Below are 23,879 nucleotides of genomic sequence, written 5' to 3' on the forward strand. Positions count from 1 at the left end.
GGGGTTTTTGGTTTTTCTGGGTTTTTTTTAGTACGGCGAGTTTAATTTCCCCACCCCGCCCCGGGCCCGCCGGGGGGGCCGCGGGGGGGCCGGCGGGGGGGCGGGGCCCCCGCCCCCGCGCCACGGTGGGGGCGTGCAGACGTTCCTCCCGTACCCCGACTTCGCCCGCTCCGCGGCCGTGCTGGACGCGCCCCGGCTGGGCAAGCAGCGGGTGGAGACCCTGCAGGTGCTGCGCGCCCTGGAGCTGCCCGACTACGGCTGGGTGAACCACCCGGCGGTGCGCATGTGGCGCGGGTGCACCCCGGCCCTGGTCTGCTACGGCCTGGCGTGCGTGGACGAGTGGACGCGCCCCGGCCGCGCCGACTCCACCCGCCGGCTGATCGGCGAGTTCGCCCCCGAGGTGGTCGGGCGCCCGCAGGCCGAGCTGGCCGCCGAGGGCCTCATGCCGCCGTGGCTGGGCGACGAGCGCGTGCACCTGAGCCACCGCTCGGCGCTGCTGCGCAAGGACCCGGCGACCTACCGGCCCCTCTTCGGCGACGAGGAGCCCGACGACCTGCCCTACCACTGGCCCGACCCGCCCTCGCTGGAGCCGCGCCCGCGCGCCGGCGGCCGGCTGGTGTGGGTGGTGCGCCCCTCCGGCCCCGAGGCGCTGGCGGAGTTCCTCGCCGACGGCGTGGTCGGGCTGGGCACCGAGTCCGGCATCGACGTCGACGTGCGCCTGGCCGAGGAGGGCACCCCGCTGCGCCGCCTGCTCAAGGAGGTCGCCCCCGGCAAGCGCCCCGGCAAGGACCTGCGCGTGCTCGACACGTTCGTCCACGAGCTGGTGCCCGGCGACGAGGTCGCCCTGCCCGTCGAGCACGAGCGCGCCCTGCTGCTGGGCGAGGTCCTGGGTGAGTACGAGTTCGACGGGCGCAGGGGCGTCACCGCCCGCCACCGCCGGCGGGTGCGCTGGGGCGGGCGCGTGGAGCGCTCGGAGGTGCAGCCGCCGGCGATGCTGCAGGACCCGCGCCGGCTGTTCTGCGTCGACGTCGCCGCGTGAGCACCGCCGCGGGCGGGTAGGGGGCGCTCATGGCCGACACCGCCCTGCTCGACGTCGACGGCACCCTCGTCGACACCAACTACCAGCACTCCCTCGCGTGGTTCCGGGCCTTCCGCCGCTACGACCTGACCGTGCCCGTCTGGCGCATCCACCGCGCCGTCGGGATGGGGGGCGACCAGCTCGTGCCCGCCGTGGCCGGCGACGCCTTCGAGGGCGAGCACGGCGACGACGCGCGCGAAGCGTGGGAGGAGGAGTTCGACCGCCTGCTGCCGGAGGTGCAGCCCTTCGACGGCGCGCGCGACCTGATCGTCGAGCTGGGCCGGCGCGGCTGGGAGGTCGTGCTCGCCTCCTCCGGCGAGGGGCGGCACGTCGACGCCTTCCTGGACCTGCTCGACGCGCGCGAGCTGTGCGAGGCGTGGACGTCCTCCGACGACGCGGAGTCCAGCAAGCCCGCCCCGGACCTGTTCCAGGTGGCGCTGCAGCGCGTCGGGAGCACCTCCGGCGTCGTGCTGGGCGACTCCACGTGGGACGTCGAGGCCGCCGCCCGCGCCGGCCTGCCCGCCGTGGCGCTGCGCACCGGGGGCTACTCGGTGGAGGAGCTGCGCGGGGCCGGGGCGACGTCGGTGCACGACTCGATGCGCGACCTGATCGCCGCGCTGGACACCACCGCGCTGGCCGCGCCCTCCTGAGCGGGCCCACCCCACCGGGCCCACCCCACCGGGCCCACCCGACCGGGCCCCACCCGACCGGGCCCACCCGACCGGGCGCGACGGGCGCCGGGGCCCTTGCCCCGGCGCCGCCCGGCCCGCTACCGTCCCTGCTCGATACGCATCGACGGCGAGCGTGGGGGGAGGTCGGCGTGGCTCGGGTCCCGACCAGCAAGGACGTGGCGCGCATCGCCGGCGTCTCGCAGAGCACCGTCTCGTACGTCATGAGCGGCAAGCGGCCCATCTCGGAGAAGACGCGCCGCCTCGTCGAGGACGCCATGGCGCAGCTGACGTACCAGCCGCACGCCGGTGCGCGCGCGCTGGCCGGGCGGCGCACGAACGTGGTGGCGGCGGTGGTGCCGTTCCGCAGCGCGCCCAGCGCCCACAGCCTCATGGCGTTCGTGGAGGAGATCGCCCTGGCGGCGCGCGCCCACGACTACGACCTGCTCATCGTCACCGCGGACGAGGGCCCCGGCGCGCTGCGGCGCGTGGCCGGCAGCGCGCTGTGCGACGCGGTCGTCGTGATGGAGGTGCGCACGCACGACGAGCGCGTGGAGGTGGCGCGCTCGCTGACGCGCCCGTCGCTGTTCATCGGCTTCCCCGGCGACGCCGAGGGGCTGCACTGCATCGACTTCGACTTCGAGGGCGCCGCGCGCCTGCTGGTGGCCGAGCTCGCCGGCGTCGGCCACCGCGAGGTCGCCGTGCTGGGCTGGGAGCCGGACGCCCAGGAGCGCGGCATCAACTACCTGTCGCGCTTCCGCGGCGCCGCGCAGGAGGAGGCCGACGCCCGCGGGGTGCGGCTGCGCTGGTGCGTGGTGCCGGCGGGGCAGGAGGGCGTCGAGCGCGCGCTGGCCGACGTCCTTGACGGCCGGCGCGCGGGGCCGCCGGGCCTGCTGGCCGCCACCGGCGCGCAGGAGGCGGTCAACGCCCTGGTGCGCCGGGGCCTGGTGCCCGGGCGCGACGTGGACCTCGTGGCCCTGTCCACCGACGCGGAGGCCGAGGCGCAGCAGGTGCCGCTGACGGCGGTGTCCACGCAGCCGCGGGACGTCTCGCGGCGGGCGATGGAGTGGCTGTTCTCCCTGATCGACGACCCCGCCCAGCCCGGCGAGCTGCGCCGGGTGCCGGCGGAGCTGACCCGCCGGCGTTCCGTGCGCACCGGGCCCACCGGGCCCACCGCCGGCTGACCGACCCCTCACCCCCAGCGGGGGAGGTGCACGACCTCCATCGATACGCATCGACGGAGACGCGAGCAGGACCGCACGCCCACGACGCCGTGGGCAGGAGGAGGACGACGTGGCTCGACGAGGAACCGTGCGCGCCGGCATCGCGGCGCTGGCGCTGCTGCCCCTGGCGCTGGGCGCCTGCGGCGGCGGCAGCGGGGGCGGCACCGCCTCCGGCGACCCGAACACCCTGCGGGTGCTCGACTACCACAACGACGAACCGAACAAGACGGTGTGGCAGGGCCTGCTGGACGACTGCGGCACCGAGGTGGGGGTGAGCGTCGAGCGCGAGTCCGTGCCGGGGGAGACCCTCATCTCCAAGGTCCTCCAGCAGAGCTCCTCGCGCACGCTGCCGGACGTCCTCATGCTGGACAACCCCGACCTGCAGCAGATCGCCGCCACGGGGGCGCTGGCCCCGCTGGGCGAGTACGGCGCCAGCACCGAGGGCTACGCGCAGGGCGTCGTGGACGCCTCCACGTACGAGGGCGAGCTGTACGGCCTGCAGCCGGTGACGAACACGATCGCCCTGTTCTACAACGAGGAGGTCTTCCAGGCCGCGGGGCTGCAGCCGCCCACCACGTGGGACGAGCTGAAGACCACCGCGCAGGCGCTCACGCAGGGCGACCAGTACGGCATCGCGTTCTCGGCGATGAACAGCTTCGAGGGGACCTGGCAGTTCCTGCCGTTCATGTGGTCCAACGGCGGCGACGAGCGCGACATCGCCACCCCCGAGAGCGAGCAGGCGCTGCAGCTGTGGGTGGACCTGGTCTCCTCCGGCTCGGCCTCGAAGTCGGTGGTCACCTGGGGCCAGGCCGACGTGGCCGACCAGTTCAAGGCCGGAAACGCGGCGATGATGGTCAACGGCCCGTGGAACTTCGGCTCGCTCGCCGAGAACCCCGACCTGAAGTACGGCATCGTGCCGATCCCCGCCCCCACCGCCGGCGGCACCGTGGTCTCGCCCTTCGGCGGGGAGACGTGGACGGTGCCGCGCACCGGGGACGAGGACAAGCAGGCCAAGGCCGCGGAGTTCGTGCAGTGCCTGAACTCCGACGAGAACATGGTCGCCGCCGCCGTGGGCACGAACACCGTGCCGACCAAGCCGGCCCTGACCGAGCAGGCCGTCTCGCAGGTACCCGCCCTGGCCTCGTTCGCCGAGCAGGTGCCCGACCTGCGCTCGCGCACCGGTGAGCTGGGCGAGGAGTGGCCCGACGCCGCCACGCGCATCTACACCGCCGTGCAGAACGCCCTCGTCGGCGGCATGAGCGCCGCCGACGCCCTGCGGCAGGCCCAGGATGGCTGACGTCCGCGCCGCGGAGCGGGTGGCCGGCCGGCCGGGCGCGGCGGGGACCCCCGCCGCGCCCCGGCGGGCCCGGCGCATCACGCGCACCCGCCTGGTCGAGGCGGCGTTCCTGGCGCCCGCGGTGGTCTACCTGGCCCTCTTCTTCGGCTACCCCGTCGTCAAGAACGTCGTCATGGGGTTCCAGGAGTACGGCGCCTCCACCTTCTACACCGGTGAGGCGCCCTGGGTGGGCCTGGACAACTACGCGGCGGTGCTGTCCTCGGCCGTCTTCGATCGCGCGCTGCTGAACACCGTGCTGTTCACGGCCGGGTCCATCGCGGGGCAGTTCGTGCTGGGGCTGGCCATCGCCGTCTTCTTCCGCCGCAGGTTCCCGCTGTCGGGGTTCCTGCGCTCGCTGATCCTGCTGCCGTGGCTGATCCCCATGATCGCCGCCACCGCGGTGTGGCGCTGGATCCTGGATACCGACCACGGGGTGCTCAACCGGCTGCTGGGCCTGCTGCCGCTGGTCGAGGTGCGCCCGGACTGGCTCACGAGCACCACGCTCGCGCTCGTCGCCGTCATCGGCGTGAACATCTGGCTCGGCATCCCCTTCAACATGACCATCCTGTACGGCGGCCTGCAGGAGATCCCCGACGAGCTGTACGAGGCCGGGGCCCTGGACGGGGCGACCGGGTGGCGCGCGTTCCGCCACATCACCTGGCCGGTGCTGCGGCCGGTGGTCACCGTGGTCCTCGTGCTCGGCGTGGTCTACACGCTGAAGGTGCTCGACGTGATCCTCGGGCTCACCAACGGCGGGCCCGCGAACTCCACCCAGACGATCGCGACGCTGTCGTACGAGGTGTCCTTCCGCCAGTTCGACTTCGGGCAGGGGGCGGCGCTGGGCAACGTCCTGGTCCTGCTCTCGCTGGCCTTCGCCGTGGTCTACCTGCGGATGAACCGCCGCGCCGTGGACGAGTGAGGAGAACCGTGAGCACCGTGAGCACCGCCACGACCCCCGCGCCCACCGGCGCCCCGCCCCGCCGGCGGCCACCGCGCCGGGCGGGCCACACCGCGATCGGCGTGGGCATCGTCGCCGTGATGCTGTTCCCGCTGTACTGGATGCTCAACGTGTCCCTGCAGCCGGCCGGGGGAGCGGTGGCCACCCCGTGGCTGCCGTTCGACCTGACCCTCGACGGCTACGCCACCGCGGTCCGCGAGCAGAGCGGCAACCTCGTCACCAGCCTGCTCGTGGGCCTGGGCAGCGTGGTCTTCAGCCTGCTCGTCGCCACGCCCGCCGCCTACGCGATGGCGCAGTTCCGGCTGCGCTGGGCGACGCCGGTGCTCTTCGCCGTGCTCATCACCCAGATGGTGCCCGGCATCGTGGTGGCCAACGCGCTCTACAGCGCCTACAGCGACCTGGGCCTGCTCAACACGGTCGGCGGGCTGGTCCTGGCCGACTCCGCCGCGGGCGTGCCGTTCTCCATCCTCGTCATGCGCGCCTTCATGGCCGGCATCCCGCCCTCCATCGTGGAGGCGGCGTACGTCGACGGCGCCGGCCACGTGCGCGCGTTCGTGTCCGTGGTGCTGCCCATGGCGCGCAACGCGCTCATCACCGCCGGGCTGTTCACGTTCCTCTTCGCGTGGGGCGACTTCCTGTTCGCCCTGACGCTGACCACCACCGAGGACGTGCGCCCGGTCACCCTGAGCCTGTACACCTACGTGGGGAGCTTCGTGAACGACTGGTCCCCGATCATGGCGACGGCCGTGCTGTCGTCGCTGCCCGCCATCGCCCTGCTGCTCGTCGCCCAGCGCTACGTCGCGACGGGCGTCACCGGCGGGGCCGTCAAGTCCTGAGGGACGAGCCGGACCCGCGAGAAGTCCCGAGGAGGACCCGTGAACAACCCCGTCCGCGTCACCGTCTGGGGCGAGAACCGCCACGAGCAGCTCGAACCGGAGGTCGCGAAGCGCTACCCCGACGGCATGCACGGCGCCGTCGCCCAGGGGCTGGAGGCCCACCTGGGCGAGCGCGCCGTGGTGCGCACCGCCACCCTGGACGAGCCCGAGCACGGCCTCACCGAGGAGGTCCTGCGCACCACCGACGTCCTCACCTGGTGGGGCCACGCCGCCCACGAGGAGGTCTCCGACGAGGTCGTGGAGCGGGTGCACCGCCACGTCCTGGCCGGGATGGGCCTGGTCGTCCTGCACTCCGGCCACTGGTCGAAGATCTTCACCAAGCTCATGGGCACCTCCTGCACGCTGCGCTGGCGCTCCGAGCACGACCGGGAGCTGGTGTGGACGGTGGACCCCACGCACCCCATCGCGCAGGGCGTGCCGCAGCCGCTGATCATCGAGGAGGACGAGATGTACGGGGAGTTCTTCGACGTCCCCGCCCCCGACGAGGTCGTCTTCATCTCCTCCTTCTCCGGCGGGGAGGTGTTCCGCTCCGGCATCACCTACAGGCGCGGCCACGGCAAGGTCTTCTACTTCCGCCCCGGCGACCAGGACTTCCCCACGTACTTCCACGAGGACGTGCGCAGGGTCATCGCCAACGGCGTCGAGTGGGCGCGCACGGTGCGCCCGGAGCGGACCGACCCGGTGCTGCTGCGCTACGACACCGGGGACTTCTCCACCGGCCACGGCTACGGCGGGGCCCTGGGCGAGGACGCCCAGCAGGCGCAGCAGGAGCGGCAGGCGCAGCAGGAGCGGCAGGCGCAGGGGGCCGGCGCGTGAGCGCCCCGTTGCGCGTCGTGCTCGTCGGCGCCGGCGGCATGGGCCGGGCCTGGCTGCGCACGGTCCTCGACGACCCCGACGTCGAGCTGGCCGGCGTCGTCGACCTGGACCTGGACGTGGCCGCGGCCGCCGCGGCCGCGGCCGGGGTGCCGGACGTCCCGCTGGGCCGCGACGCCGTCGAGCTGGCGCGCGCCACCGGCGCGGAGGCGGTCGTCAACGTCACCGTGCCGCGCGCGCACCACCCGGTGACCACCGCGGCGCTGTTCGCGGGCCTGCCGGTGCTGGGGGAGAAGCCCGTCGCGGAGGACGTCGCGCAGGCCCTGTCGCTGGTGGCGGCCGCGGAGGTGAGCGGGCGGCTGTTCGTCGTCAGCCAGTCGCGCCGCTACAACGCGCACCTGCACGCCTTCCGCGAGCAGGCGCGCGTGCTCGGCGAGCTCGGCGTGCTGACCACGGAGTTCTTCAAGGCGCCGCGCTTCGGCGGCTTCCGCGAGGAGATGGACCACCCGCTGCTGCTGGACATGGCCATCCACCCCTTCGACACCGCCCGCTTCCTGCTGGGCGCCGAGCCGGTGTCGGTGTACTGCGAGGAGTTCAACCCGCCGTGGAGCTGGTACGGCGGCGACGCGGCGGCCACCGCGGTCTTCGAGATGACCGGCGGCGTGCGCTACGTCTACACCGGCAGCTGGTGCTCGCCGGGGCAGGAGACGTCCTGGAACGGGGCCTGGCGGCTGTCCGGCGCGGCCGGCACCGCCCGCTGGGACGGCGAGGCGCCCCCCGTGCTGGAGACCACCTCCGGGGCCGAGCCGGCCCCCTCGGCCGACCCCGGCCTGGAGATCGCCGGCTCGCTGCGGGCGTTCGCGCGCGCCCTGCGCACCGGCACCGCCCCCGCCTCGGGGGAGGTGCACGAGAACGTCCTGAGCCTGGCGATGGTCGAGGCCGCGGTGGCCTCGGCCGCCACCGGGGCGCGGGTGCTCGTCGACGACGTCCTGGCCCGCGCCCACGAGCGGGCGCTGGCGGCCGAGCGGCGCGAGGACGTGCGGGCGGTGCTGGCCTCGTGGACCTCGGTGCGCGCGGCGCTGGCCCCGGGCGCCGCGGCGCCCGCCGCGCAGGGCGCCCCGCGCCCGGCCGCCTGAGGAGCCCCTCGCGCCCCGGCCGCGCCCCGGCCCCGCCCCTCGCGGGGGGCCGGGGCGGGAGGGGGGGCCGGGCGGGGACGCGCCCGGGAGGGGTGTACCCGGGAGTGAACCGGGTCAGTACGATCGCGCTGACGACGAGGAGGTCCCGGGTGTCCGACCCTGCAACCAACGAACTGCCCGAGCTGGGCGTGGCCGTCGTCGGCCACTCCTTCATGGGCGCCGTCCACTCCCACGCGTGGCGCACCGTCGACCACGTCGGCGAGCCGCGCTTCCGCACCCGCCGGGTGGCCCTGGCCGGCCGCGACGCCGGCCGCGCCGCCGCCGCGGCCCGCCAGTTCGGCTGGGAGGAGGGCGTGGACGACTGGCGCACCCTCATCGAGCGCGACGACGTCCACGTGGTCGACGTGCTCACCCCCGGCGACAGCCACGCGGAGATCGCCATCGCCGCCCTCGAGGCCGGCAAGCACGTGATCTGCGAGAAGCCGCTGGCCAAGACCGTCGAGGAGGCCGAGCGGATGACCGCCGCGGCCGAGGCGGCCTCGGCGCGCGGCGTGCGCAGCATGGTGGCTTTCAACTACCGCAAGGTCCCCGCGATCGGGCTGGCCCGCCAGCTCGTCGAGACCGGCCGGCTTGGCGAGGTCCGCCAGGTGCGCGCGCTGTACCTGCAGGACTGGATCGTCGACCCGGAGTTCCCGCTGACCTGGCGGCTGCAGAAGGACCGCTCCGGCGCCGGCGCGCTGGGCGACATCGGCTCGCACATCATCGACGCCGCCCAGTTCATCACCGGGCAGAAGCTCGTGGGCGTCAACGGCACGGTGGAGACGTTCGTCAAGCAGCGGCCCGTGGAGGCCGCGCGCACGGGCGCGCAGACGGGCCTGGGCGCGCAGGCCGGCACCGAGTACGGCGAGGTCACCGTGGACGACGCGGCGGTGTTCTTCGGCCGCGGCGACGGCGGCGCCCTGATGACGTTCGAGGCCACCCGCATGGCGCTGGGCCGCAAGAACGGCATGCGCATCGAGGTCAACGGCTCGCGCGGGTCCCTCGCCTTCGACTTCGAGTCGATGAACGAGCTGCACTTCTTCGACGGCGACCTGCCCGCCGCCGAGAACGGCTTCCGCCGCATCCTGGCGACCGAGCCGGAGCACCCGGGGGTGTCGAACTGGTGGCCGGCCGGGCACGGCCTGGGCTACGACCACCCGTTCGTGCACGAGCTGCAGGAGTTCCTCGGTGCCATCGCCGACGGGCGCGACCCCAGCCCCTCCTTCGCCGACGGCCTGCAGGTGCAGAAGGTGCTCGAGGCCGTGCAGCGCAGCGCCGAGAACGCCTCCGCCTACACCGAGATCTGAGGAGCCGACGATGCCTCGTCCCGTGACCCTGTTCACCGGCCAGTGGGCCGACCTGCCCTTCGAGGAGGTGTGCCGGCTCGCCTCCGAGTGGGGTTTCGACGGGCTGGAGATCGCCACGTGGGGCGACCACCTCGACTCCACCCGCGGGGCGGTCGACGACGACTACGTCGCCGAGAAGAAGGCGGTGCTGGAGAAGCACGGCCTGCAGGTGTGGACCATCTCCTGCCACCTCGCCGGCCAGGCGGTGTGCGACCTCATCGACGAGCGGCACAAGGACATCGTGCCCGCGGCCGTGTGGGGCGACGGCGACCCCGAGGGCGTGCGCCAGCGCGCCGCGGAGTACGTCAAGGACACCGCCCGCACCGCGGCCAGGCTGGGCGTGAAGACCGTCACCGGGTTCACCGGCTCCTCGATCTGGCACACGGTGGCGATGTTCCCGCCCACCCCGGAGTCGATGGTGGCGCGCGGCTTCCAGGACTTCGCCGACCGCTGGAACCCCATCCTCGACGTCTTCGACGAGGTGGGCGTGCGCTTCGCCCACGAGGTGCACCCCAGCGAGATCGCCTACGACTACTGGACGACGAAGCGCGCGCTGGAGACCATCGGCCACCGCCCCGCGTTCGGGCTGAACTTCGACCCGAGCCACTTCGTGTGGCAGGACCTCGACACGGTCGGTTTCCTGCGCGACTTCGCCGACCGCATCTACCACGTGCACTGCAAGGACTCCAAGAAGCAGCTCGACGGCCGCGCCGGCCGGCTGGGCTCGCACCTGCCGTGGGCGGACTCGCGCCGCGGCTGGGACTTCGTCTCCGTCGGGCACGGCGACGTGCCGTGGGAGGCGATCTTCCGCCAGCTGAACCAGATCGGCTACGAGGGCCCCACGAGCGTGGAGTGGGAGGACGCCGGCGTGGACCGCCTGCGCGGCGCCCCCGACGCCCTGGCCTTCGTGCGCCGGGTCGGCGAGCTCATCCAGCCGCCCGCCGCGGCCTTCGACGCGGCCTTCAGCTCCAGGAGCTGAACCGCCCCCGGTGACCGCGGGCACCACTCGCGGTCACCGGGCGCAGTCCTGCCACTTCGGTGTGGCGTGGGTCACAGCCACCGTGCGGGCGTTGCGCGGACTGCTTGTGTCGATCCCATGACGACGTCCCCCCGCCGCCACCTCCGCCGCCTGCGCCCCCTGCGCACCGCGGCGGCCGTCCTCCTCGCGGCCGCCCCCGCCGCCCCCGCCGTCGAGCTGCTGCGCTCCCCCGACGCGCCGCCCGCCACCGGTGCCCAGCTCGTCCTCGAGCGCACCAACGCCGCCCGCGCCGACGCCGGCTGCGCGCCGCTGACCGAGAGCGCAGCCGTGACCGCCACCGCGGCCGCCCACAGCGCCGAGATGGCCGCCACCGGGGTGCTCACCCACGTCGGCCTCGACGGCAGCTCGCACCGCGTGCGCCTGGCCGCCGGCGGTGTGCAGGCCCCGCGCACCGCCGAGAACGTCGCGCAGGGCTACGACGCGGCCTCGGTCGTCGACGCCTGGCTGGCCAGCCCCGGCCACCGCGCCAACATCCTCGACTGCACCCTGACCCTGGTGGGCATCGCCGAGGCCGCCGGCACCGACGGCCCCTACTGGACGCAGGTCTTCGCCGGCTCCTGAGCCGGCGCCCGAGGGGCGCCGCGGCGCGGGCCGGGGCATGCTGCCGGTGCGGCCGCGCGCCGCGGGAGCCGGGCGCCGAGGTGCTGCGTCGGACCCGGGGCGCACCCCGCGCGCCGCGGCCGGAGCCTGGGAGGACGACGTCGTGTCGGGAGCGCAGTGGTGGCAGCAGTTCGCCACCCCCCTCGCCGGTGCGCGCCCCGCCGCGCCCGCCGCCCCTCCCGCCGCGCCCGTTCCGTCCACCGCCGCGCCGGCCGCGGCGCCCCCGGTCGTGCGCGCCGCCGCCCGGCCCGCCCGGCGACCGCGGGCACCGCGCGGGCTGCGCGCGCTGCAGGCGCTGAGCGCCGTCCTGGGCCTGCTGCTGCTCGTGCAGCTCGCCCTGCTGGGGTTGCGCGCCGCCGGGGCCACCGAGGTGCTGCTCGGCGCACCCGCCGGCGCCGGCGCCCCCGCGGCGGTGGGCGCGGCGGTGGGTCCGGCCCCCGCGGTGGGCGCCGAGCGGGGCGGCGGCGCCCGCGCGCAGGGGGCCGCCCTGGCCGAGCTGCAGCGGCTGCGCGAGCAGGGCCTGGCCGGGCACGCCCCGCGCGGGCAGTGGGCCGCGCAGCTGGCCGCCAAGAGCGTGGGCACCACCGACGCCGGGCAGCGCGCCGCCAACGGCAGCAGCACCTTCTACGCCGCCGACATCCTCGCCCAGTCCCGGCAGCTGGCCTCGGGCCTGGCCGGGCCGGACGTCTTCGTCCTGGCCAGCACCGACTTCGGCGAGCGCGCCGTCGACGCGCGCGGCAACCCGTTCTGGACGACGTTCGCCGCCGGGCCCTTCGCCGACGCCGGGGACGTGCGCGCCTGGTGCGACAGCGTCTTCGCCGCCGTGCCCGCCGGCGAGCGCGCCAACGCGTGCTTCCCGCGGCAGCTCACCGCCCCCTGAGCCGCCCCCCTGAGCCGCCCCCGGGCCGCCCCCTCACAGCGACAGGCTGGGGTGCAGCTGCGCCACGGTCCAGGTGCGCCGGCGGTGGCAGGCCAGCACCGTCACGCCCAGCGCGAGCACCGCGAAGGCGACCAGGACGGCCGCGTCGAGCAGCACCGGGCCCGCCGGCCCGCCGGCGACGAGGTGGCGCAGGCCGTCGGTGGCGTGGGTCATCGGCAGCCAGGGGTGCACGGCCCCGAAGAAGGCCGGGGAGGTGCCCACCGGGTACGTGCCGCCCGCGGAGGTCAGCTGCAGCACCAGCAGCACCAGCGCCACCAGCCGCCCGGCCCCGCCGAGCAGGGCCACCAGGCACTGGTGCAGCGCCGTGGACGTCACCGCCACCAGGGCCGCGAACGCCACCGTCGCCGCCGGCGCGGGCGAGGAGATCCCCACGCCCAGCAGCAGCACCGCCACGAGCACGACCGCCTGCAGCACCCCCAGCAGCGCCCCGGGCAGCAGCCCGGCCAGCGCGGTGCGCAGCGAGCCGGCCGTGGAGGCCAGCGCCCGCGGCGAGACGGCCCGCAGCACCATGTACGTGACCATGCCGCCCACCCACAGCGAGACGGGCACGAACAGCGGCGCCAGGCCGTCGCTGTAGCGGGGCATGGCGTGCTCGCGCACCCGCTCGGCCACCACCGGGGTGGCCGCCACCTCGGCGCGGCGCCCGGCCTCGGCGGCGGTGGGCGCGGGCACCGCGTCGCGCCCCTCGCGCAGCCGGTCGGCCAGCGCCGCGGCGCCCCCGGCCAGCCGCCCGGTGCCGGCGGCGAGGTCGTCGGCGCCGGTGCGCGCGCGGGAGGCGGCGCCCAGCAGGTCGCCGGCGCCGTCGTCGACGCGGGCGGCGCCCGCGGCCAGCGCGTCGGCGCCGTCGGCGGCCGCGCGCGCCCCCCGCTCGAGGTCGCCGGTGCCGGTGGCCAGCGCGGCGGCGCCGTCGGCGGCCGCGGCGGTGCCGTCGCGCAGGGCGGGGGCGGCCCCGGCCAGCGCGGCCGCGCCGCCGGCGACCTCGGCGGCCCCGTCGGAGACCCGCCGCGCCCCGGCGGCCAGGGCGTCGACCTGCCCGCGCACCCGGTCGGCGGCGGCCGTCAGGTCGGTGCCGGCCAGCGCGGCGCGCAGCTGCTCCAGGCGCGCCACCGCGGCGGCGAGGTCGGCGTCGCCGGGGTCCGCGGCGGCCAGCGCGCGGGCGCGCACCAGCAGCTCGTCGACGGCGGGCAGCGCGGCGGCGGCGTCGGCGCCCAGCTCGTCCACCTGCTGCGCCGCGGCGGCCAGCTCGCCGGTGGCGCCGGCCAGCCCGTCCGCGCCGGCGGCCACGGCGCCGGCGCCCTCGGCCAGCCGGGCGGTCCGCGCGGGCAGGTCCGCGGTGCCCGTGCGCAGCCGCTCCAGGCCGGTGCTCAGGGACGCCGCCCCGGCGGCGGCGCCGCCCGCGCCCTCAGCGAGGTCCGCGGTGCCGCCGGCCAGCTGCGCCGCGCCGGCGCGCAGCGCACCGGTGCCGTCGGCGAGGTCCGCCGCGCCGCCGCCCAGGGCCCCCAGGCCCACCACGAGCGAGCGGGCGCCGTCGTCGGCGGCGCGGGCGCCGTCGGCGAGCTCCCCGGCGCCGTCCGCCGCCTCGCCCAGGGCGTCGTGGACCGGGGTGAAGGAGACGAGCACGCCCTCGACGTAGCCGCGCGTGACGCCGGTGGCCACGTCGGTGCGGATCGAGGCGGTGACGCTGTTGACCACCTGCCCGACGACGTAGTTGCCGGCGTCGTCGGTGGTCACGCTCAGGCGCGCCTGCCGCGGCTCGTCCCCGCCGGCGGAGGCCAGCGCCTGCGAGAAGCCCTCCGGCACGCGCAGCACGGCCGCGTAGGTGCCGTCCTCCAGCCCGCGGCGCGCCCGCTCCTCCGTGGCGCTCTCCCACGTGAAGCCGGCGTCGGCGTCCGGGCCGGTCAGCGTGCGCACCAGGTCCGCGCCGGCGTCCACGGTGCGCGCGGTGCCGTCGGCGCCGGTGACCCGCGCGGGCCGGTCGGCGTCGACGACGGCGGCGCGCAGGTCGCCCAGCCGCCCCACCGGGTCCAGGTTCGCCGCCAGGTACAGCCCGCCGTAGACGAGCGGCACGAGCACGACCGCCACCAGCGCCAGCCGGGTGACCAGCGCGCGGCGGAAGCGGGCCAGCTCCAGGCCGGGCAGGGAGAAGACGGGCATCACAGGTCCTGGAGGTCGAGGAGGACGGTGCCGCCACCGGCGCCGTCGGGCAGGTCGGGGTCGGGCAGGTCGGGGTCGTCGGTGCAGCTGGCCACGACGGTCAGCGGCTCGGGGGAGGTGCGCTGCAGCGCGCCCAGCGCCCGCCACGCGCGGCGGCGGTCGTCCGCGCGGCGCAGGGCGTCGACGTCGTCGACGACGAGCAGGGCGGGCCGGCCCACCAGGGCCAGCACGACGCCCAGCGCCAGGCGCTCCAGCGCGTCGAGGTCGCTGACGAACGCGCGGCGGTGCAGGACGGGCGCGGGCCCGCCGGCCCGCGGGGTTAGCGCCACGACCCGCTCGACGCGCTCGAGCTGCGCCTCGACCTGCGCGCGGGTGGCCCACGGGCGCCACCACGGCTGGTGCAGCACCACGCGCTCGGCGACGTGCTGCTCGACCGTCAGGGCGTCGTCGAGGTCGTTCACGCCGCGCACCTCGGCCAGCGCGGCGCGCCGGCGCACGGCCGCGGCGCGCGCCGGCAACGGCTGGCCGAGCACCCGCAGGGAGCCGGCGGTGGGGCGCATCCGCCCGGCCAGGGTCAGCAGCAGCGAGGTCTTCCCGCTGCCGCCGCCCCCGCGCACCACGAGCAGCGAGCCGGCCGGCACGTCCAGGTCCACGCCGGCGAAGACCTCGCGGCCGCCGCTGCGCAGGCCCAGGCCGCGGGCCCGCACGGCGGCCGCGCCGTCCGGGGCGCCGTCCGGGGCGCTCACCGCGGCACCCCCGCGCCGCCGGCGCGCTCGCCGGGGGCGGGCTCGCCGGAGGGCGCGGAGAACGCCTCCAGCACGGCGGTGACCAGCCGCACCTCGAAGGCGCGGTCCGGGCCGCGCCCGCCCGCCGGCCCGGGGGAGGCGCCGGGGGCGGTGGCGCCCTCGTGGGCGGCCAGGACGGCGCGCGCCAGCTCGCCGGCGCCGGTGGCCGGGCGCCGCCCGGCGCGGGCCAGGCCGTCGGCCAGCAGCGGCGCCAGCCCCTGCAGCAGCCGCTCGCGGGCGCTGGCCAGCACCTCGGCGGCCGCGGGGCTGCGCAGCGCCTGCGCGGAGAACTCCGCGCGCACCGCCCGCCACGGGGCGTCCACCGGCAGCAGCTCCAGCACGCGGGCGACGAGACCGGGCAGCGGGCCGGGACCGGCGGGGTCCCCGGGCACCCCGGACGCCCCGGGCACCGCAGGCACCTCCGGGCCCGCCAGCTGCGCCTGCACGTGCTCGAGCACCCGCGCGGCCCGCCGGGCGTACAGGGCGGCCACCACCTCGTCCATGCTCTGGAAGTTGGAGTAGAAGGCGCCGCGGGTGTAGCCGGCGCGCTCGCACACGCCCTCGACGCTGCTGCGGGCCAGGCCCTGCTCGGCCAGCAGCTCCAGGGCGGCGTCCAGCAGGCGCGCGCGGGTCTGCTCGCGGCGGCGGGTGGTGCGCGGGCCGGCGGTGCGCGGCGGGCTCGCGGCGGCGTCGGTGGTCACCGCGCGAGCCTAGCCCCCGCCGATGCAGAACGTATCCGATGCACCGTGCACGCGACGGGCCGCGCAGGGCCCCGGGGGGCTCCCGCACGTGCAGGACCTGTGCGCACCCGCCCGTTCGGTCCGGGGACGTCGCCGCGTCTGCCTAGGCTGGTCCCGCGCAGCGCGACGGGGGTCGCGCGGGGGTGAGCGGGGGACGAGCACGTGCACGAGCGGGTGGACCGGCCGGCGGAGCAGGACACGGCGCCGGGCCGGCGGCACGGACCCCGGCGGCGCACCCGCGCGCTCGTGGGCCTCGGTGCCGGCGTGGCCGTGCTCGCCGGCGGGTACGCCGCCGCGGCGCTGGCCCTGGGCGGGCAGGCCCCGCGCGGCACCACCGTGCTCGGCGCCGACGTCGGCGGCCTGGACCGCGCCGGCGTCGAGCGCGCGCTGGCCGCCCCGGTGGCCGCCGTGCGCGCGCAGCCGCTGCCCGTGCGCGTCACCGGCGCCGGCGAGGTGGTCGAGGCCACCGTCGACCCCGCCGCCAGCGGCCTGGACGTCGACGTGCCCGCCACCGCCCGCGCCCTGACCGGGCCGGCCTGGCACCCGCGCGACCTGTGGCGCCACGTGGCCGGCGGGCGGGCCGAGCGGCCCGTCACCGACGTCGACCCCGCCGCCCTGCGCGCCGGCCTGCAGCCGCTGGCCGAGCGCGTCGAGCGCCCCGCCGTCGAGGGCGCCGTGGTCTTCGAGGTGCGCCCGGGCGCCGCCGGCGCCCCGCCGGCGGTCGTGCCGGTGCCCACCGAGCCGGCCGCCGGCCGCGCCCTGGACACCGCCGGCGCCGCCGAGGCCCTCGCCGCCGCCTGGCCGGCCGCGCAGCCGGTGCAGGTGCCCGCCCGCGCCGTCGAGCCGCAGCTGGAGCCCGCCGACGTCAGCGCCGCGGTCGAGGAGCTGGCCCGCCCGGCGGTCGCCGCCGACCTCGTCGTCGCCGGCGGCGGGCGCGAGGCGGTGCTCACCCCCGCCGCCCTCGCCCCCGCGCTGGCGGTGCGGGCCGTGGACGGCGAGGCGCGCCTGGTCGCCGACGGCGCCGTGCTGGAGGCCGCCGTGCTGGCCGCCGACCCCGCCTTCGAGGCGCCCCCGCAGGACGCGCGCATCGAGGTCGTCGACGCCCGCCCGCGGGTGGTGCCCTCCGTCGACGGCACCGACGTCGAGCCCGCCGCCCTGGCCGCGGCCGTCACCGACGCCCTCACCGCCCCGCCCGCGAGCGCCCCGCCCGCGAGCGCGCCCGCGGGCCCCGCGCCGGCGCCGCGCCGCGCCGAGGTCCCGCTGGTGGCCGGCGCGCCCGCGCTGAGCACGCGGGAGCTGGAGGAGCTCGGCGTCGTCGAGCAGGTCTCCACCTTCACCACGAACCTCACCGCCGACCGCGGGCGCACCGAGAACATCCGCATCGCCGCCGCCGCGGTGGACGGCACGCTGCTGCGCCCGGGCGAGGAGTTCTCCCTCAACGACACCGTCGGCCAGCGCACCGCCGCGCGCGGGTACAACCGCGCCCCGGTCATCTCGAACGGGCGCCTCGTGGACGACTACGGCGGCGGCGTCTCGCAGCTGTCCACCACGCTGTTCAACGCGGTGTTCTTCGCCGGCCTGGACGAGATCGAGCACAAGCCGCACTCGTTCTACATCTCCCGCTACCCCGAGGGGCGCGAGGCGACGATCGACTGGCGCAGCATCGACAACCGGTTCCGCAACGACTCCGGCCACGGCGTGTTCATCACCGCCGGCATCAGCGGCAACCAGCTGACGGTGTCGATGTACGGCACGAAGCGCTGGGACGTGCGCGCGGAGAAGAGCCCGCGCTTCAACGCGCGCGCCCCGCGCACCGTGTACGACACGGACTCGGACTGCTCGCCGCAGTCGGCCAACCCCGGCTTCGACGTCACCGTCACCCGCGTCATGACGCCGGTGGGCGGCGGTGCCGAGCAGCGCGAGAGCTGGACGACGCGCTACAACGCGCAGAACCGCGTCGTGTGCGGGCCGGACCCGGCCACGGTGCGCCGCGCGTCGCCCTCGCCGTCCGCGTCGCCCTCCCCGTCGGCGTCGCCGGCGCCGAGCGCACCGGCCCCCGCCCCGGCGGCGCCGCCCGCCGGGTGAGCCGCCGGGTGAGCCGGCGGGTCGGCCGCCGGGTGGGCGGTCGGGCGGACCGCCCGGTGCGCGGGGCGGGGTGTTGGATGGCGCGGTGAGCACGCACCGCCTGGACCCGCACCCGGACCTCCTCACCGACGTGTTCGACCCCTCGCGCGCGCCGGTGCTGACCGTGCGGCCCGGCGACGACCTCGTCGTGCGCACCCTGGACTGCAACGGCCACCTCGGGCGCATCACCGGCGGGGAGGACCCGCCGCGCGCGTTCGCCTCGCGGCGCGGGCACTGCCTGGCCGGGCCGATCGCGGTCGAGGGCGCGCGCCCCGGCGACGTGCTGGCGGTGACGTTGCGCTCCCTGCGCACCGACGGCTGGGGCTGGACGGCCGCCGGGACGCCCACCCCCCTCAACGAGCGCCTGGGCACCACCGAGCCCACCCGCCTGCTGTGGGAGGTCGACGACGAGAGCGGCACCGCCGTGGACGCCGACGGCTTCCGGGTGCGCACCGCGCCGTTCCTCGGGGTGGTGGGCACCACGCCCGCCGAGCCGGGGGAGCACTCCACGATCCCGCCGCGCCCGGGCACCGGCGGCAACGTGGACTGCCGCTCCCTGGTGGCGGGCAGCACGCTGTTCCTGCCCGTGCAGGTCGACGGCGCCCTGCTGTGCCTGGGCGACGGGCACGCCGCCCAGGGCGACGGCGAGGTGTGCGGCACCGCCGTGGAGTGCGGGATGACCACGGAGCTGACCGTGGACCTCGTGGCCGAGCCCGCCCTGCCCGGCGTGCACGCCACCACCCCCGAGGGGCGCATCGCGTTCGGCTTCGACGCCGACCTCAACGCCGCCACCGCCGCCGCGCTCGACGCGATGACCACCTGGATCGCCGCCGACCTCGGCGTCGGGCGCACCCGCGCGCTGGCGCTGGCCAGCACCTGCGTGGACCTGCGCGTCACCCAGGTCGCCAACGGCACCTGGGGCGTGCACGCCCTGCTGCCGCACGGCGCGCTGACGCGCGGCTGACCCGCGCCCGGCCCCGCCCGGCCCCGCCCGGCCCGCGCCCGGGGCGCCGGCCCTTCCCCCGCGCCCCGGCGCCTGCCACGCTGCGACCAGCGCCCCCCGCGGGGCCGCCGCGGGCGGCCGGGGGGCGGGACGGAGGTGGTCGCGGTGACGCTCTTCCTGCTCCTCGTCGTGGTGGTCCTCGTCGTCGCGCTCGTGGCCCGCTGGGCCGGCAGCGCGCCCGCCCGGCGCGTGCGGCACGACGACACCGGCGCGTGGGGCGCCGGCTACGGCGCCGCCTGGTGGAGCTCGGACGGCGGCCCCTCCGACGGCGGCGGGTTCGGCGGCGGCTTCGGCGGCGGCGGTGGTGGCGGAGGGGACGGTGGCGGCGGCTGCTGAGCCGGCGCCTCAGCCGAGCAGCGGCTCCGGGCGCGCGCTCGCCCGCCCGCCCGCCGTGCACGGCCCCCCGCCCGCGGGGGTCACTCCTCGGGGGGGACGGGCCACAGGTCCAGGTCGACCCGCAGGCCGGGCAGGGCCCGCTCCAGCTCCGCGCGCAGCCGCTCGCCCTCGTGGGCGTAGCGCTCGCACGAGTGCGGCGAGTCCCACCCGCACAGGTCGGCGGGGTGGTGCTCGTCGAAGTAGGCCTGCCAGCGCAGCAGGCCCGTGCGCAGGGTCTCGTCCAGGCCGAGGTCGTCCAGGTGGGTGGTCGACAGCACGAAGGCGCCCACGTCCGCCGGGGCCCACACGGGCGTCGGTGCCTGGTAGTCGCTCATGAGGCGCAACCGCTCGAACACGACGTCGAGGGTAGGTCCTGCCGGCGCGCCGGCGAACCGGGCGGTCCCGGACCACGGCCGGGCCGCGGGCGCTCAGCGCAGCGTGGTGGTCACCTCCCCGGTGGACGGGCGCAGCACCAGGTGCCCGCGCTCGAAGTCCTGGCGCACCCGGTCGGCGCCGTCCTCGCGCTCGGGACCCACCGGGTAGCCCAGCGGCCCGGCCTCCCAGCCGGAGGCGCCCCACGCCTCCAGCAGGCGCCCGGCCACCCGGTGCGCCCCGGTCGGCTCCGACCAGTACACGGTGCCGTGCTCGAAGCGGCTGAAGCGCCCGCGCCCGTCGGGGGTGGGCAGCTCCCCGCTGACGGGCAGCCCCAGGGGCCCGGCCTCCCAGCCCAGGCGCTCCCACGTGCCGCGGATCGCGCCGAGCACCGCGTGGGCGCCGGTGGCCGGCGACCAGTACACCGAGCCGCGCTGGAAGTGGGTGAAGCGCGCGCGCCCGTCGGGGGTGCCCAGCTCGTCGGTGACCGGGTAGCCCAGCGGGCCGGTCTCCCAGCCCAGGCGCTCCCACGCGTCGCGGACCGCCCCGCGCACCTCGTGCGCGCCGGTGGCCGGCGACCAGTACACCGAGCCGCGCTCGAAGCGGTTGAAGCGGCCCTCGCCGTCGGGGGTGACCCGCTCGTCGGTCAGCGGGTAGCCCAGCGGGCCGGTCTCCCAGCCGGTGCGGGCGAACACGTCGCGGATCGCGCCGTGCACCTCGTGGGCGCCGGTGGCGGGGGAGGCGTGGATCGAGCCGCCCTCGAAGTGCTGGTAGCGCCCGTCGCCGCGCGCGGTGGGCAGCTCGGGGGTGCGCGGCTCGCCGAGCACGCCGCCCTGCCCGCCCAGCGCGGTGTAGCGGCTGCCGATGGGCGTGCAGTCCTCCAGCGAGGGCGCCCCGTGGCTGCCGGTGCGCTGGTCGGTGGCGCTCGTGGTGGAGCAGTCCCACGCCGGGATGCGCCACGGCGGGGTGCAGGTGACCACCCGGCACCACACCGGCCCGGTGCAGCGCACGTCCTGGCTGCACTGCCCGTAGCGGAAGCGGTTGCAGCACACCTTGCGCTGGTCGCACTGACCGGCCGGGCCGCACCCGCACGAGCACGACGTGCAGCCCTCCGCGCAGAACGTGCTGCGCCCGCTGCACCCGCACGAGCAGTAGCTGTGGCAGTCGACGTAGTAGCGCGCCCCGCCGCAGCAGAACCCCGACCCGTCGGACTTCCACCACCCGCCCACCAGGCTGCCCGGCGGGCACCGGTTCACCCCGCCGTTGATGGTGGCGCAGAAGACCGTGTAGCCCGACGAGCAGGTCGAGTCGATCCCGCACACCGCCGCGTACGCGCTGACGGGGCGGGTCAGGAACCCCCACGGGCCCACCGCCACCGCCGAGCCCACCACCGCGGTGCGCGCCAGGAACCCGCGCCGGCTGGTGCGCGCGGCCAGCGCCCCGGCCAGGCGGTCCACGACCGCGCCCAGCCTGCCCGTGCCGCCGCCCACCGGCGGCGCGCCCGCCGCGCTCGTGGCCCCCGCCGTCCCCCCGGCCTGCGCGGCCGTCCCCTCCAGCACCGTCACGACTCCACCCCCGCCTCGAGCACCAGCGTCGCCAGCACCTGCCGCAGCCGCGGCAGCAGCTCCACCCGGCGCGCGTGGCTGCCCAGCACCACGTACAGGCAGAACGCCCGCCCGCCGACCTGGAAGAACCACTGCGCCCCGGACTGCCCCGCGATCGTGCGCTGCAGCTGCGCGGGGTCGAAGTCCGCCGCCGAGGGCCGCGGCAGGCCCCGGTCGGCGAACAGCGCCGTCGAGCACGCCGCCGGGTCGTGCTCGAACAGCGAGACGAACAGGTCCTCCGAGCTCAGCAGCGCGGTCACCCCGCCGCCGAAGTCGCCGCGCTCGCGCGGCAGCGGCACCGTCGCCGCGTGCAGCACCGGGCGCACCCGCGCGCCGGGCGCGTGCTCCTCCCCGCTGCGGCGCGTGATGCGCACCTCCCACCCGGCCGGCGCGTCCACGCCGATGCCATGCGCCTTCAGCTCCACCGCGACCCCCCGCTCGACGCCGAACCGCTGCTCACGCTGTCCTCCTGCTCATGCGGTCGCCAGGGCCGCGACCTGCGCCGCGGCGGCCAGGGCGAGGGCCCCCGAGGTCAGGGCCGCCGCCGCGCGCGCGGTGCGCGCGTGCCGCTCCAGGCGCCGGTGCGCCCGGGTCAGGCGCTGCGGCGTGGTCACCGAGCGCAGCGCCAGCACGGGCAGCGCCCGCACCGCGCCGAACGTCAGCCCCACCGCCGCGCCCGCGAGCGGGCCGCCGGCCAGCACCGCCAGCGCCAGCGCCGCGTACAGCACGGGGGAGGTGACGATGGTGACCACCCCGACGCCGAGCTGGGCGCCGTAGCCGACCCCGTAGACCCAGCCGCGGTAGCGGTGCAGCCAGTCCTCGTCCACCTGCCGCCGCCACGTCGGCAGCTGCGGCAGCCGGCCCGTCTCCACCGCCACCGACACCGCCGCGAACACCGCCAGCAGCGCCGTGGCCGCCAGCGCCGCGGCCCGCCGCTCCAGCGGCAGCAGCGCCCCGGCCAGCCCCAGCAGGGCGCCCAGCGCCAGGCCGCCGGCGGCCGAGCCGGTCAGGTAGGCCGCCACCGTCACCGGCCAGCGGCTCGCGCGTCCCCGCTCGCCGAGCGGGGTGATGCTCGAGAGCATCGACTCGCCTCAAGGCGACCAGGTCGAGCGCAGCGCCGCCACCGTCGCGGTGGGCAGGCCCACCAGCAGCGCCCAGGTGCCCGGGTCCACGCGCGGCCCGCTCAGCCCCGCGCCCGCGGCGCGTCGCCCGGGGCGCTCAGCTCGTCGGCGGTCAGGTCCAGGCTGGGGTGGCCGGGGACGATGCCGGCGGCCAGCAGCTCGCGGTCGGCGCGCGCCTCGCGGTGGGCGCCGTCGCCGGCGTCCTCGCCGTGCGCGCCGTGGTCGTGGCCGTGCGCGTGGTCGTGCCCGTGGTCGTGCCCGTGGCCGTGCTCGTGGCCGCGCCGGGCCAGGGCGCCGTCCCCGGTGGCCTCGCCGACCAGGCGCTCCACCTGCTCCCACGACGTGGCGCTGCCCTCGCCGGAGACCCGGCCGGTGGCGCCGTCGACGAGCACGAAGTACGGCGAGCCGGGCACCTCGTAGCCCTCCCACGCCGAGGTGGACATCACCACGTCCAGCCCGTCCCCGGCCAGGCGGCGCACCGCGCTGGCGCTCTCGCGCTCGGCGCCCTGCGTGAGCACCAGCAGGCGCGCGCCGGCCGGCAGCCCGGCCCCGCCGGCCTCGCGGAAGCGGTCCCAGAACCCGCGGCAGGTCAGGCAGCCGCTGGAAAGGAACGCCAGCAGCGTGCTCGCCCCGGTGCCCACCGCCACCTGCGCGGCGTCGCCGTCGGGCGTGCTGCCGCTGACGTCCGGCGCCCGGGTGCCCGTGACCCCCGCGGGACCGACCACGCCCGGACCCATCCCGAACGGCACGTCCACCGGCCCGGCGCTGCGCGGGGCGGTGTCCTCGCGCCCGGCGCCCAGCGCGTGCAGGGAGCGCAGCACCTCCGCGTGGCTGCGCAGCAGGCCCACCACGAGCAGGCCCAGCAGCGCCACGGCCAGCGCGAGGGCGATCACGACGGCGAGCAGGACGGTGGTCACGAGGCCCTCCCGGGGGCGGTGCGCAGGGGTCGGCGCGCGGCGGCCAGCCGCGGCAGCGCGGTCAGGGACAGCAGGGCCAGCCACGCCACGAGCGCGGTCAGGCCCGCGGCCGCGGCGGCGGCCGGCGCGCCGGCGGCCAGCAGGCCCGCCGCGCCGGTGGCCGCACCGCCCGCGGTGCCGGCGACGGCCGTGCCGGCGCTCGCGGCGGCCAGCAGCGCGGTGACGACCACGTGGGTGCGGGTGGGCGGCAGGTCCGGCTCCCCGAAGCAGCCGCACGAGCTCAGCGGCGCGTCGCGCACCAGCGCCACCACGACGAAGGCGGTGAAGCCCGCGTACGCCGCGGCCACCGCCCACGCCGCGCCGGGGGCCCCGGCCAGCGCCGCCAGCGCCAGGGCCACCTCGCCGGCGCCCAGCAGGCGCACCGCGCCGGTGCCGGCGGGCAGGTGCTGGGCGCGCAGCGCCCGCGCGGTGCCGTCCGGGCGGCGCAGCTTCGCCACCCCCGCCACCAGCAGCAGCGCGCAACCCGCCAGGTGCGGCAGCAGCGTCGCGGTCACAGCGGACACGTTGTGTGACGAGCGGGTGCGCGGTCAAGCGCTTCGGCCACACTGGCGC

The 23,879-nt window shown here is 77.5% G+C and carries 24 protein-coding genes; 15 read left to right on the forward strand and 9 right to left on the reverse strand.

Translation table 11 applies throughout. The features are described 5' to 3' along the window. The first annotated feature begins 133 nt into the window (after nt 1–133). From ACRYMN_RS15370 to ACRYMN_RS15425, 12 genes are all read left to right on the forward strand, one after another. Entirely contained in the window at nt 134–1,039 is a 906-nt protein-coding gene (locus ACRYMN_RS15370) for an MSMEG_6728 family protein (RefSeq protein ID WP_432496827.1), read from the forward strand. Between the two features lie 29 nt (nt 1,040–1,068). Beyond that, nucleotides 1,069–1,728 (forward strand): HAD family hydrolase, encoded by a 660-nt coding sequence (locus ACRYMN_RS15375; RefSeq protein WP_432496829.1) that lies wholly within the window; start codon nt 1,069–1,071, stop codon nt 1,726–1,728. Between the two features lie 170 nt (nt 1,729–1,898). Further along, nucleotides 1,899–2,930, forward strand: coding sequence for a LacI family DNA-binding transcriptional regulator (locus ACRYMN_RS15380; protein WP_432496831.1), 1,032 nt, complete (start codon nt 1,899–1,901; stop codon nt 2,928–2,930). Between the two features lie 109 nt (nt 2,931–3,039). Beyond that, the gene (locus ACRYMN_RS15385; protein WP_432496833.1) at nt 3,040–4,266 is read left to right on the forward strand and encodes a sugar ABC transporter substrate-binding protein; all 1,227 of its coding nucleotides are present in this window, start codon (nt 3,040–3,042) and stop codon (nt 4,264–4,266) included. Continuing rightward, a complete protein-coding gene (locus tag ACRYMN_RS15390) occupies nt 4,259–5,224 on the forward strand; it encodes a carbohydrate ABC transporter permease (protein WP_432496835.1) in 966 nt (321 codons plus the stop codon). Before ACRYMN_RS15385 ends, ACRYMN_RS15390 begins: the two co-directional genes overlap by 8 nt. Before the next feature lie 8 nt (nt 5,225–5,232). Further along, on the forward strand, nt 5,233–6,099 hold the full coding sequence (locus tag ACRYMN_RS15395) for a carbohydrate ABC transporter permease (RefSeq protein WP_432496837.1): 867 nt from the start codon (nt 5,233–5,235) through the stop codon (nt 6,097–6,099). Between the two features lie 39 nt (nt 6,100–6,138). Further along, on the forward strand, nt 6,139–6,975 hold the full coding sequence (locus tag ACRYMN_RS15400; RefSeq protein WP_432496839.1) for a ThuA domain-containing protein: 837 nt from the start codon (nt 6,139–6,141) through the stop codon (nt 6,973–6,975). Next, entirely contained in the window at nt 6,972–8,108 is a 1,137-nt protein-coding gene (locus ACRYMN_RS15405) for a Gfo/Idh/MocA family protein (protein ID WP_432496841.1), read from the forward strand. The genes ACRYMN_RS15400 and ACRYMN_RS15405 overlap by 4 nt, the downstream gene beginning before the upstream one ends. Before the next feature lie 149 nt (nt 8,109–8,257). Beyond that, nucleotides 8,258–9,454, forward strand: a complete 1,197-nt coding sequence (locus ACRYMN_RS15410; protein WP_432496844.1) for a Gfo/Idh/MocA family protein — start codon at nt 8,258–8,260, stop codon at nt 9,452–9,454. A 10-nt stretch (nt 9,455–9,464) separates the two neighbouring features. Then, the gene (locus tag ACRYMN_RS15415; protein WP_432496846.1) at nt 9,465–10,472 is read left to right on the forward strand and encodes a sugar phosphate isomerase/epimerase family protein; all 1,008 of its coding nucleotides are present in this window, start codon (nt 9,465–9,467) and stop codon (nt 10,470–10,472) included. Nucleotides 10,473–10,589: 117 nt separating this feature from the next. Then, nucleotides 10,590–11,093: a CAP domain-containing protein gene (locus ACRYMN_RS15420; RefSeq protein ID WP_432496849.1), complete on the forward strand. Its 504-nt coding sequence runs from the start codon at nt 10,590–10,592 to the stop codon at nt 11,091–11,093. A gap of 142 nt (nt 11,094–11,235) precedes the next feature. Further along, nucleotides 11,236–12,012 carry a hypothetical protein gene (locus ACRYMN_RS15425; RefSeq protein WP_432496851.1) on the forward strand — a complete coding sequence of 259 codons (777 nt, stop codon included), beginning with the start codon at nt 11,236–11,238 and terminating at the stop codon, nt 12,010–12,012. Nucleotides 12,013–12,045: 33 nt separating this feature from the next. Here ACRYMN_RS15425 and ACRYMN_RS15430 read toward each other — a convergent pair whose 3' ends face one another. From ACRYMN_RS15430 to ACRYMN_RS15440, 3 genes are read right to left on the reverse strand one after another with little or no spacing between them, the layout of a single operon-like run. After that, nucleotides 12,046–14,226: a YhgE/Pip family protein gene (locus ACRYMN_RS15430; protein WP_432496853.1), complete on the reverse strand. Its 2,181-nt coding sequence runs from the start codon at nt 14,224–14,226 to the stop codon at nt 12,046–12,048. Further along, on the reverse strand, nt 14,226–14,972 hold the full coding sequence (locus ACRYMN_RS15435; RefSeq protein WP_432496856.1) for an ABC transporter ATP-binding protein: 747 nt from the start codon (nt 14,970–14,972) through the stop codon (nt 14,226–14,228). The genes ACRYMN_RS15430 and ACRYMN_RS15435 overlap by 1 nt, the downstream gene beginning before the upstream one ends. Then, the gene (locus tag ACRYMN_RS15440; protein WP_432496858.1) at nt 14,969–15,712 is read right to left on the reverse strand and encodes a TetR/AcrR family transcriptional regulator; all 744 of its coding nucleotides are present in this window, start codon (nt 15,710–15,712) and stop codon (nt 14,969–14,971) included. The genes ACRYMN_RS15435 and ACRYMN_RS15440 overlap by 4 nt, the downstream gene beginning before the upstream one ends. Before the next feature lie 201 nt (nt 15,713–15,913). Between ACRYMN_RS15440 and ACRYMN_RS15445 the strand changes: the two genes are divergently transcribed. The 3 genes from ACRYMN_RS15445 (at nt 15,914) to ACRYMN_RS15455 (ending at nt 19,214) form a co-directional block, all read left to right on the forward strand. Beyond that, entirely contained in the window at nt 15,914–17,836 is a 1,923-nt protein-coding gene (locus ACRYMN_RS15445; RefSeq protein WP_432496860.1) for a VanW family protein, read from the forward strand. 85 nt (nt 17,837–17,921) lie between these two features. Continuing rightward, nucleotides 17,922–18,839 (forward strand): acetamidase/formamidase family protein, encoded by a 918-nt coding sequence (locus ACRYMN_RS15450; protein WP_432496863.1) that lies wholly within the window; start codon nt 17,922–17,924, stop codon nt 18,837–18,839. Nucleotides 18,840–18,983: 144 nt separating this feature from the next. Further along, a complete protein-coding gene (locus ACRYMN_RS15455; RefSeq protein WP_432496866.1) occupies nt 18,984–19,214 on the forward strand; it encodes a hypothetical protein in 231 nt (76 codons plus the stop codon). Between the two features lie 80 nt (nt 19,215–19,294). On the opposite strand, the gene ACRYMN_RS15460 is transcribed toward ACRYMN_RS15455, so the two are convergent. The 6 genes from ACRYMN_RS15460 to ACRYMN_RS15485 all read right to left on the reverse strand — a co-directional run bounded on the left by ACRYMN_RS15460 (nt 19,295) and on the right by ACRYMN_RS15485 (nt 23,821). After that, nucleotides 19,295–19,609, reverse strand: a complete 315-nt coding sequence (locus ACRYMN_RS15460; protein ID WP_432496868.1) for a hypothetical protein — start codon at nt 19,607–19,609, stop codon at nt 19,295–19,297. A 72-nt stretch (nt 19,610–19,681) separates the two neighbouring features. Then, nucleotides 19,682–21,190: an LGFP repeat-containing protein gene (locus ACRYMN_RS15465; protein WP_432496870.1), complete on the reverse strand. Its 1,509-nt coding sequence runs from the start codon at nt 21,188–21,190 to the stop codon at nt 19,682–19,684. Continuing rightward, entirely contained in the window at nt 21,187–21,654 is a 468-nt protein-coding gene (locus ACRYMN_RS15470) for a hypothetical protein (RefSeq protein WP_432496873.1), read from the reverse strand. The genes ACRYMN_RS15465 and ACRYMN_RS15470 overlap by 4 nt, the downstream gene beginning before the upstream one ends. Before the next feature lie 48 nt (nt 21,655–21,702). After that, a complete protein-coding gene (locus ACRYMN_RS15475; protein WP_432496876.1) occupies nt 21,703–22,311 on the reverse strand; it encodes an urease accessory protein UreH domain-containing protein in 609 nt (202 codons plus the stop codon). 101 nt (nt 22,312–22,412) lie between these two features. After that, nucleotides 22,413–23,267, reverse strand: coding sequence for a hypothetical protein (locus ACRYMN_RS15480; protein WP_432496878.1), 855 nt, complete (start codon nt 23,265–23,267; stop codon nt 22,413–22,415). After that, a complete protein-coding gene (locus tag ACRYMN_RS15485) occupies nt 23,264–23,821 on the reverse strand; it encodes a MauE/DoxX family redox-associated membrane protein (RefSeq protein ID WP_432496880.1) in 558 nt (185 codons plus the stop codon). Before ACRYMN_RS15485 ends, ACRYMN_RS15480 begins: the two co-directional genes overlap by 4 nt. Nucleotides 23,822–23,879: the final 58 nt, after the last annotated feature.

Source organism: Kineococcus gypseus, from assembly GCF_050871305.1.
In the GTDB taxonomy this organism is placed as follows: domain Bacteria; phylum Actinomycetota; class Actinomycetes; order Actinomycetales; family Kineococcaceae; genus Kineococcus; species Kineococcus gypseus.

Excerpts from the sequence above, each read along its gene's own strand:
- ACRYMN_RS15390 (WP_432496835.1), top strand. The coding sequence starts at position 4,259 with ATGGCTGACGTCCGCGCCGCGGAGCGGGTGGCCGGCCGGCCGGGCGCG.
- ACRYMN_RS15420 (WP_432496849.1), top strand. The coding sequence starts at position 10,590 with ATGACGACGTCCCCCCGCCGCCACCTCCGCCGCCTGCGCCCCCTGCGC.
- ACRYMN_RS15415 (WP_432496846.1), top strand. The coding sequence starts at position 9,465 with ATGCCTCGTCCCGTGACCCTGTTCACCGGCCAGTGGGCCGACCTGCCC.
- ACRYMN_RS15475 (WP_432496876.1), bottom strand. The coding sequence starts at position 22,311 with ATGCTCTCGAGCATCACCCCGCTCGGCGAGCGGGGACGCGCGAGCCGC.
- ACRYMN_RS15430 (WP_432496853.1), bottom strand. The coding sequence starts at position 14,226 with ATGCCCGTCTTCTCCCTGCCCGGCCTGGAGCTGGCCCGCTTCCGCCGC.
- ACRYMN_RS15375 (WP_432496829.1), top strand. The coding sequence starts at position 1,069 with ATGGCCGACACCGCCCTGCTCGACGTCGACGGCACCCTCGTCGACACC.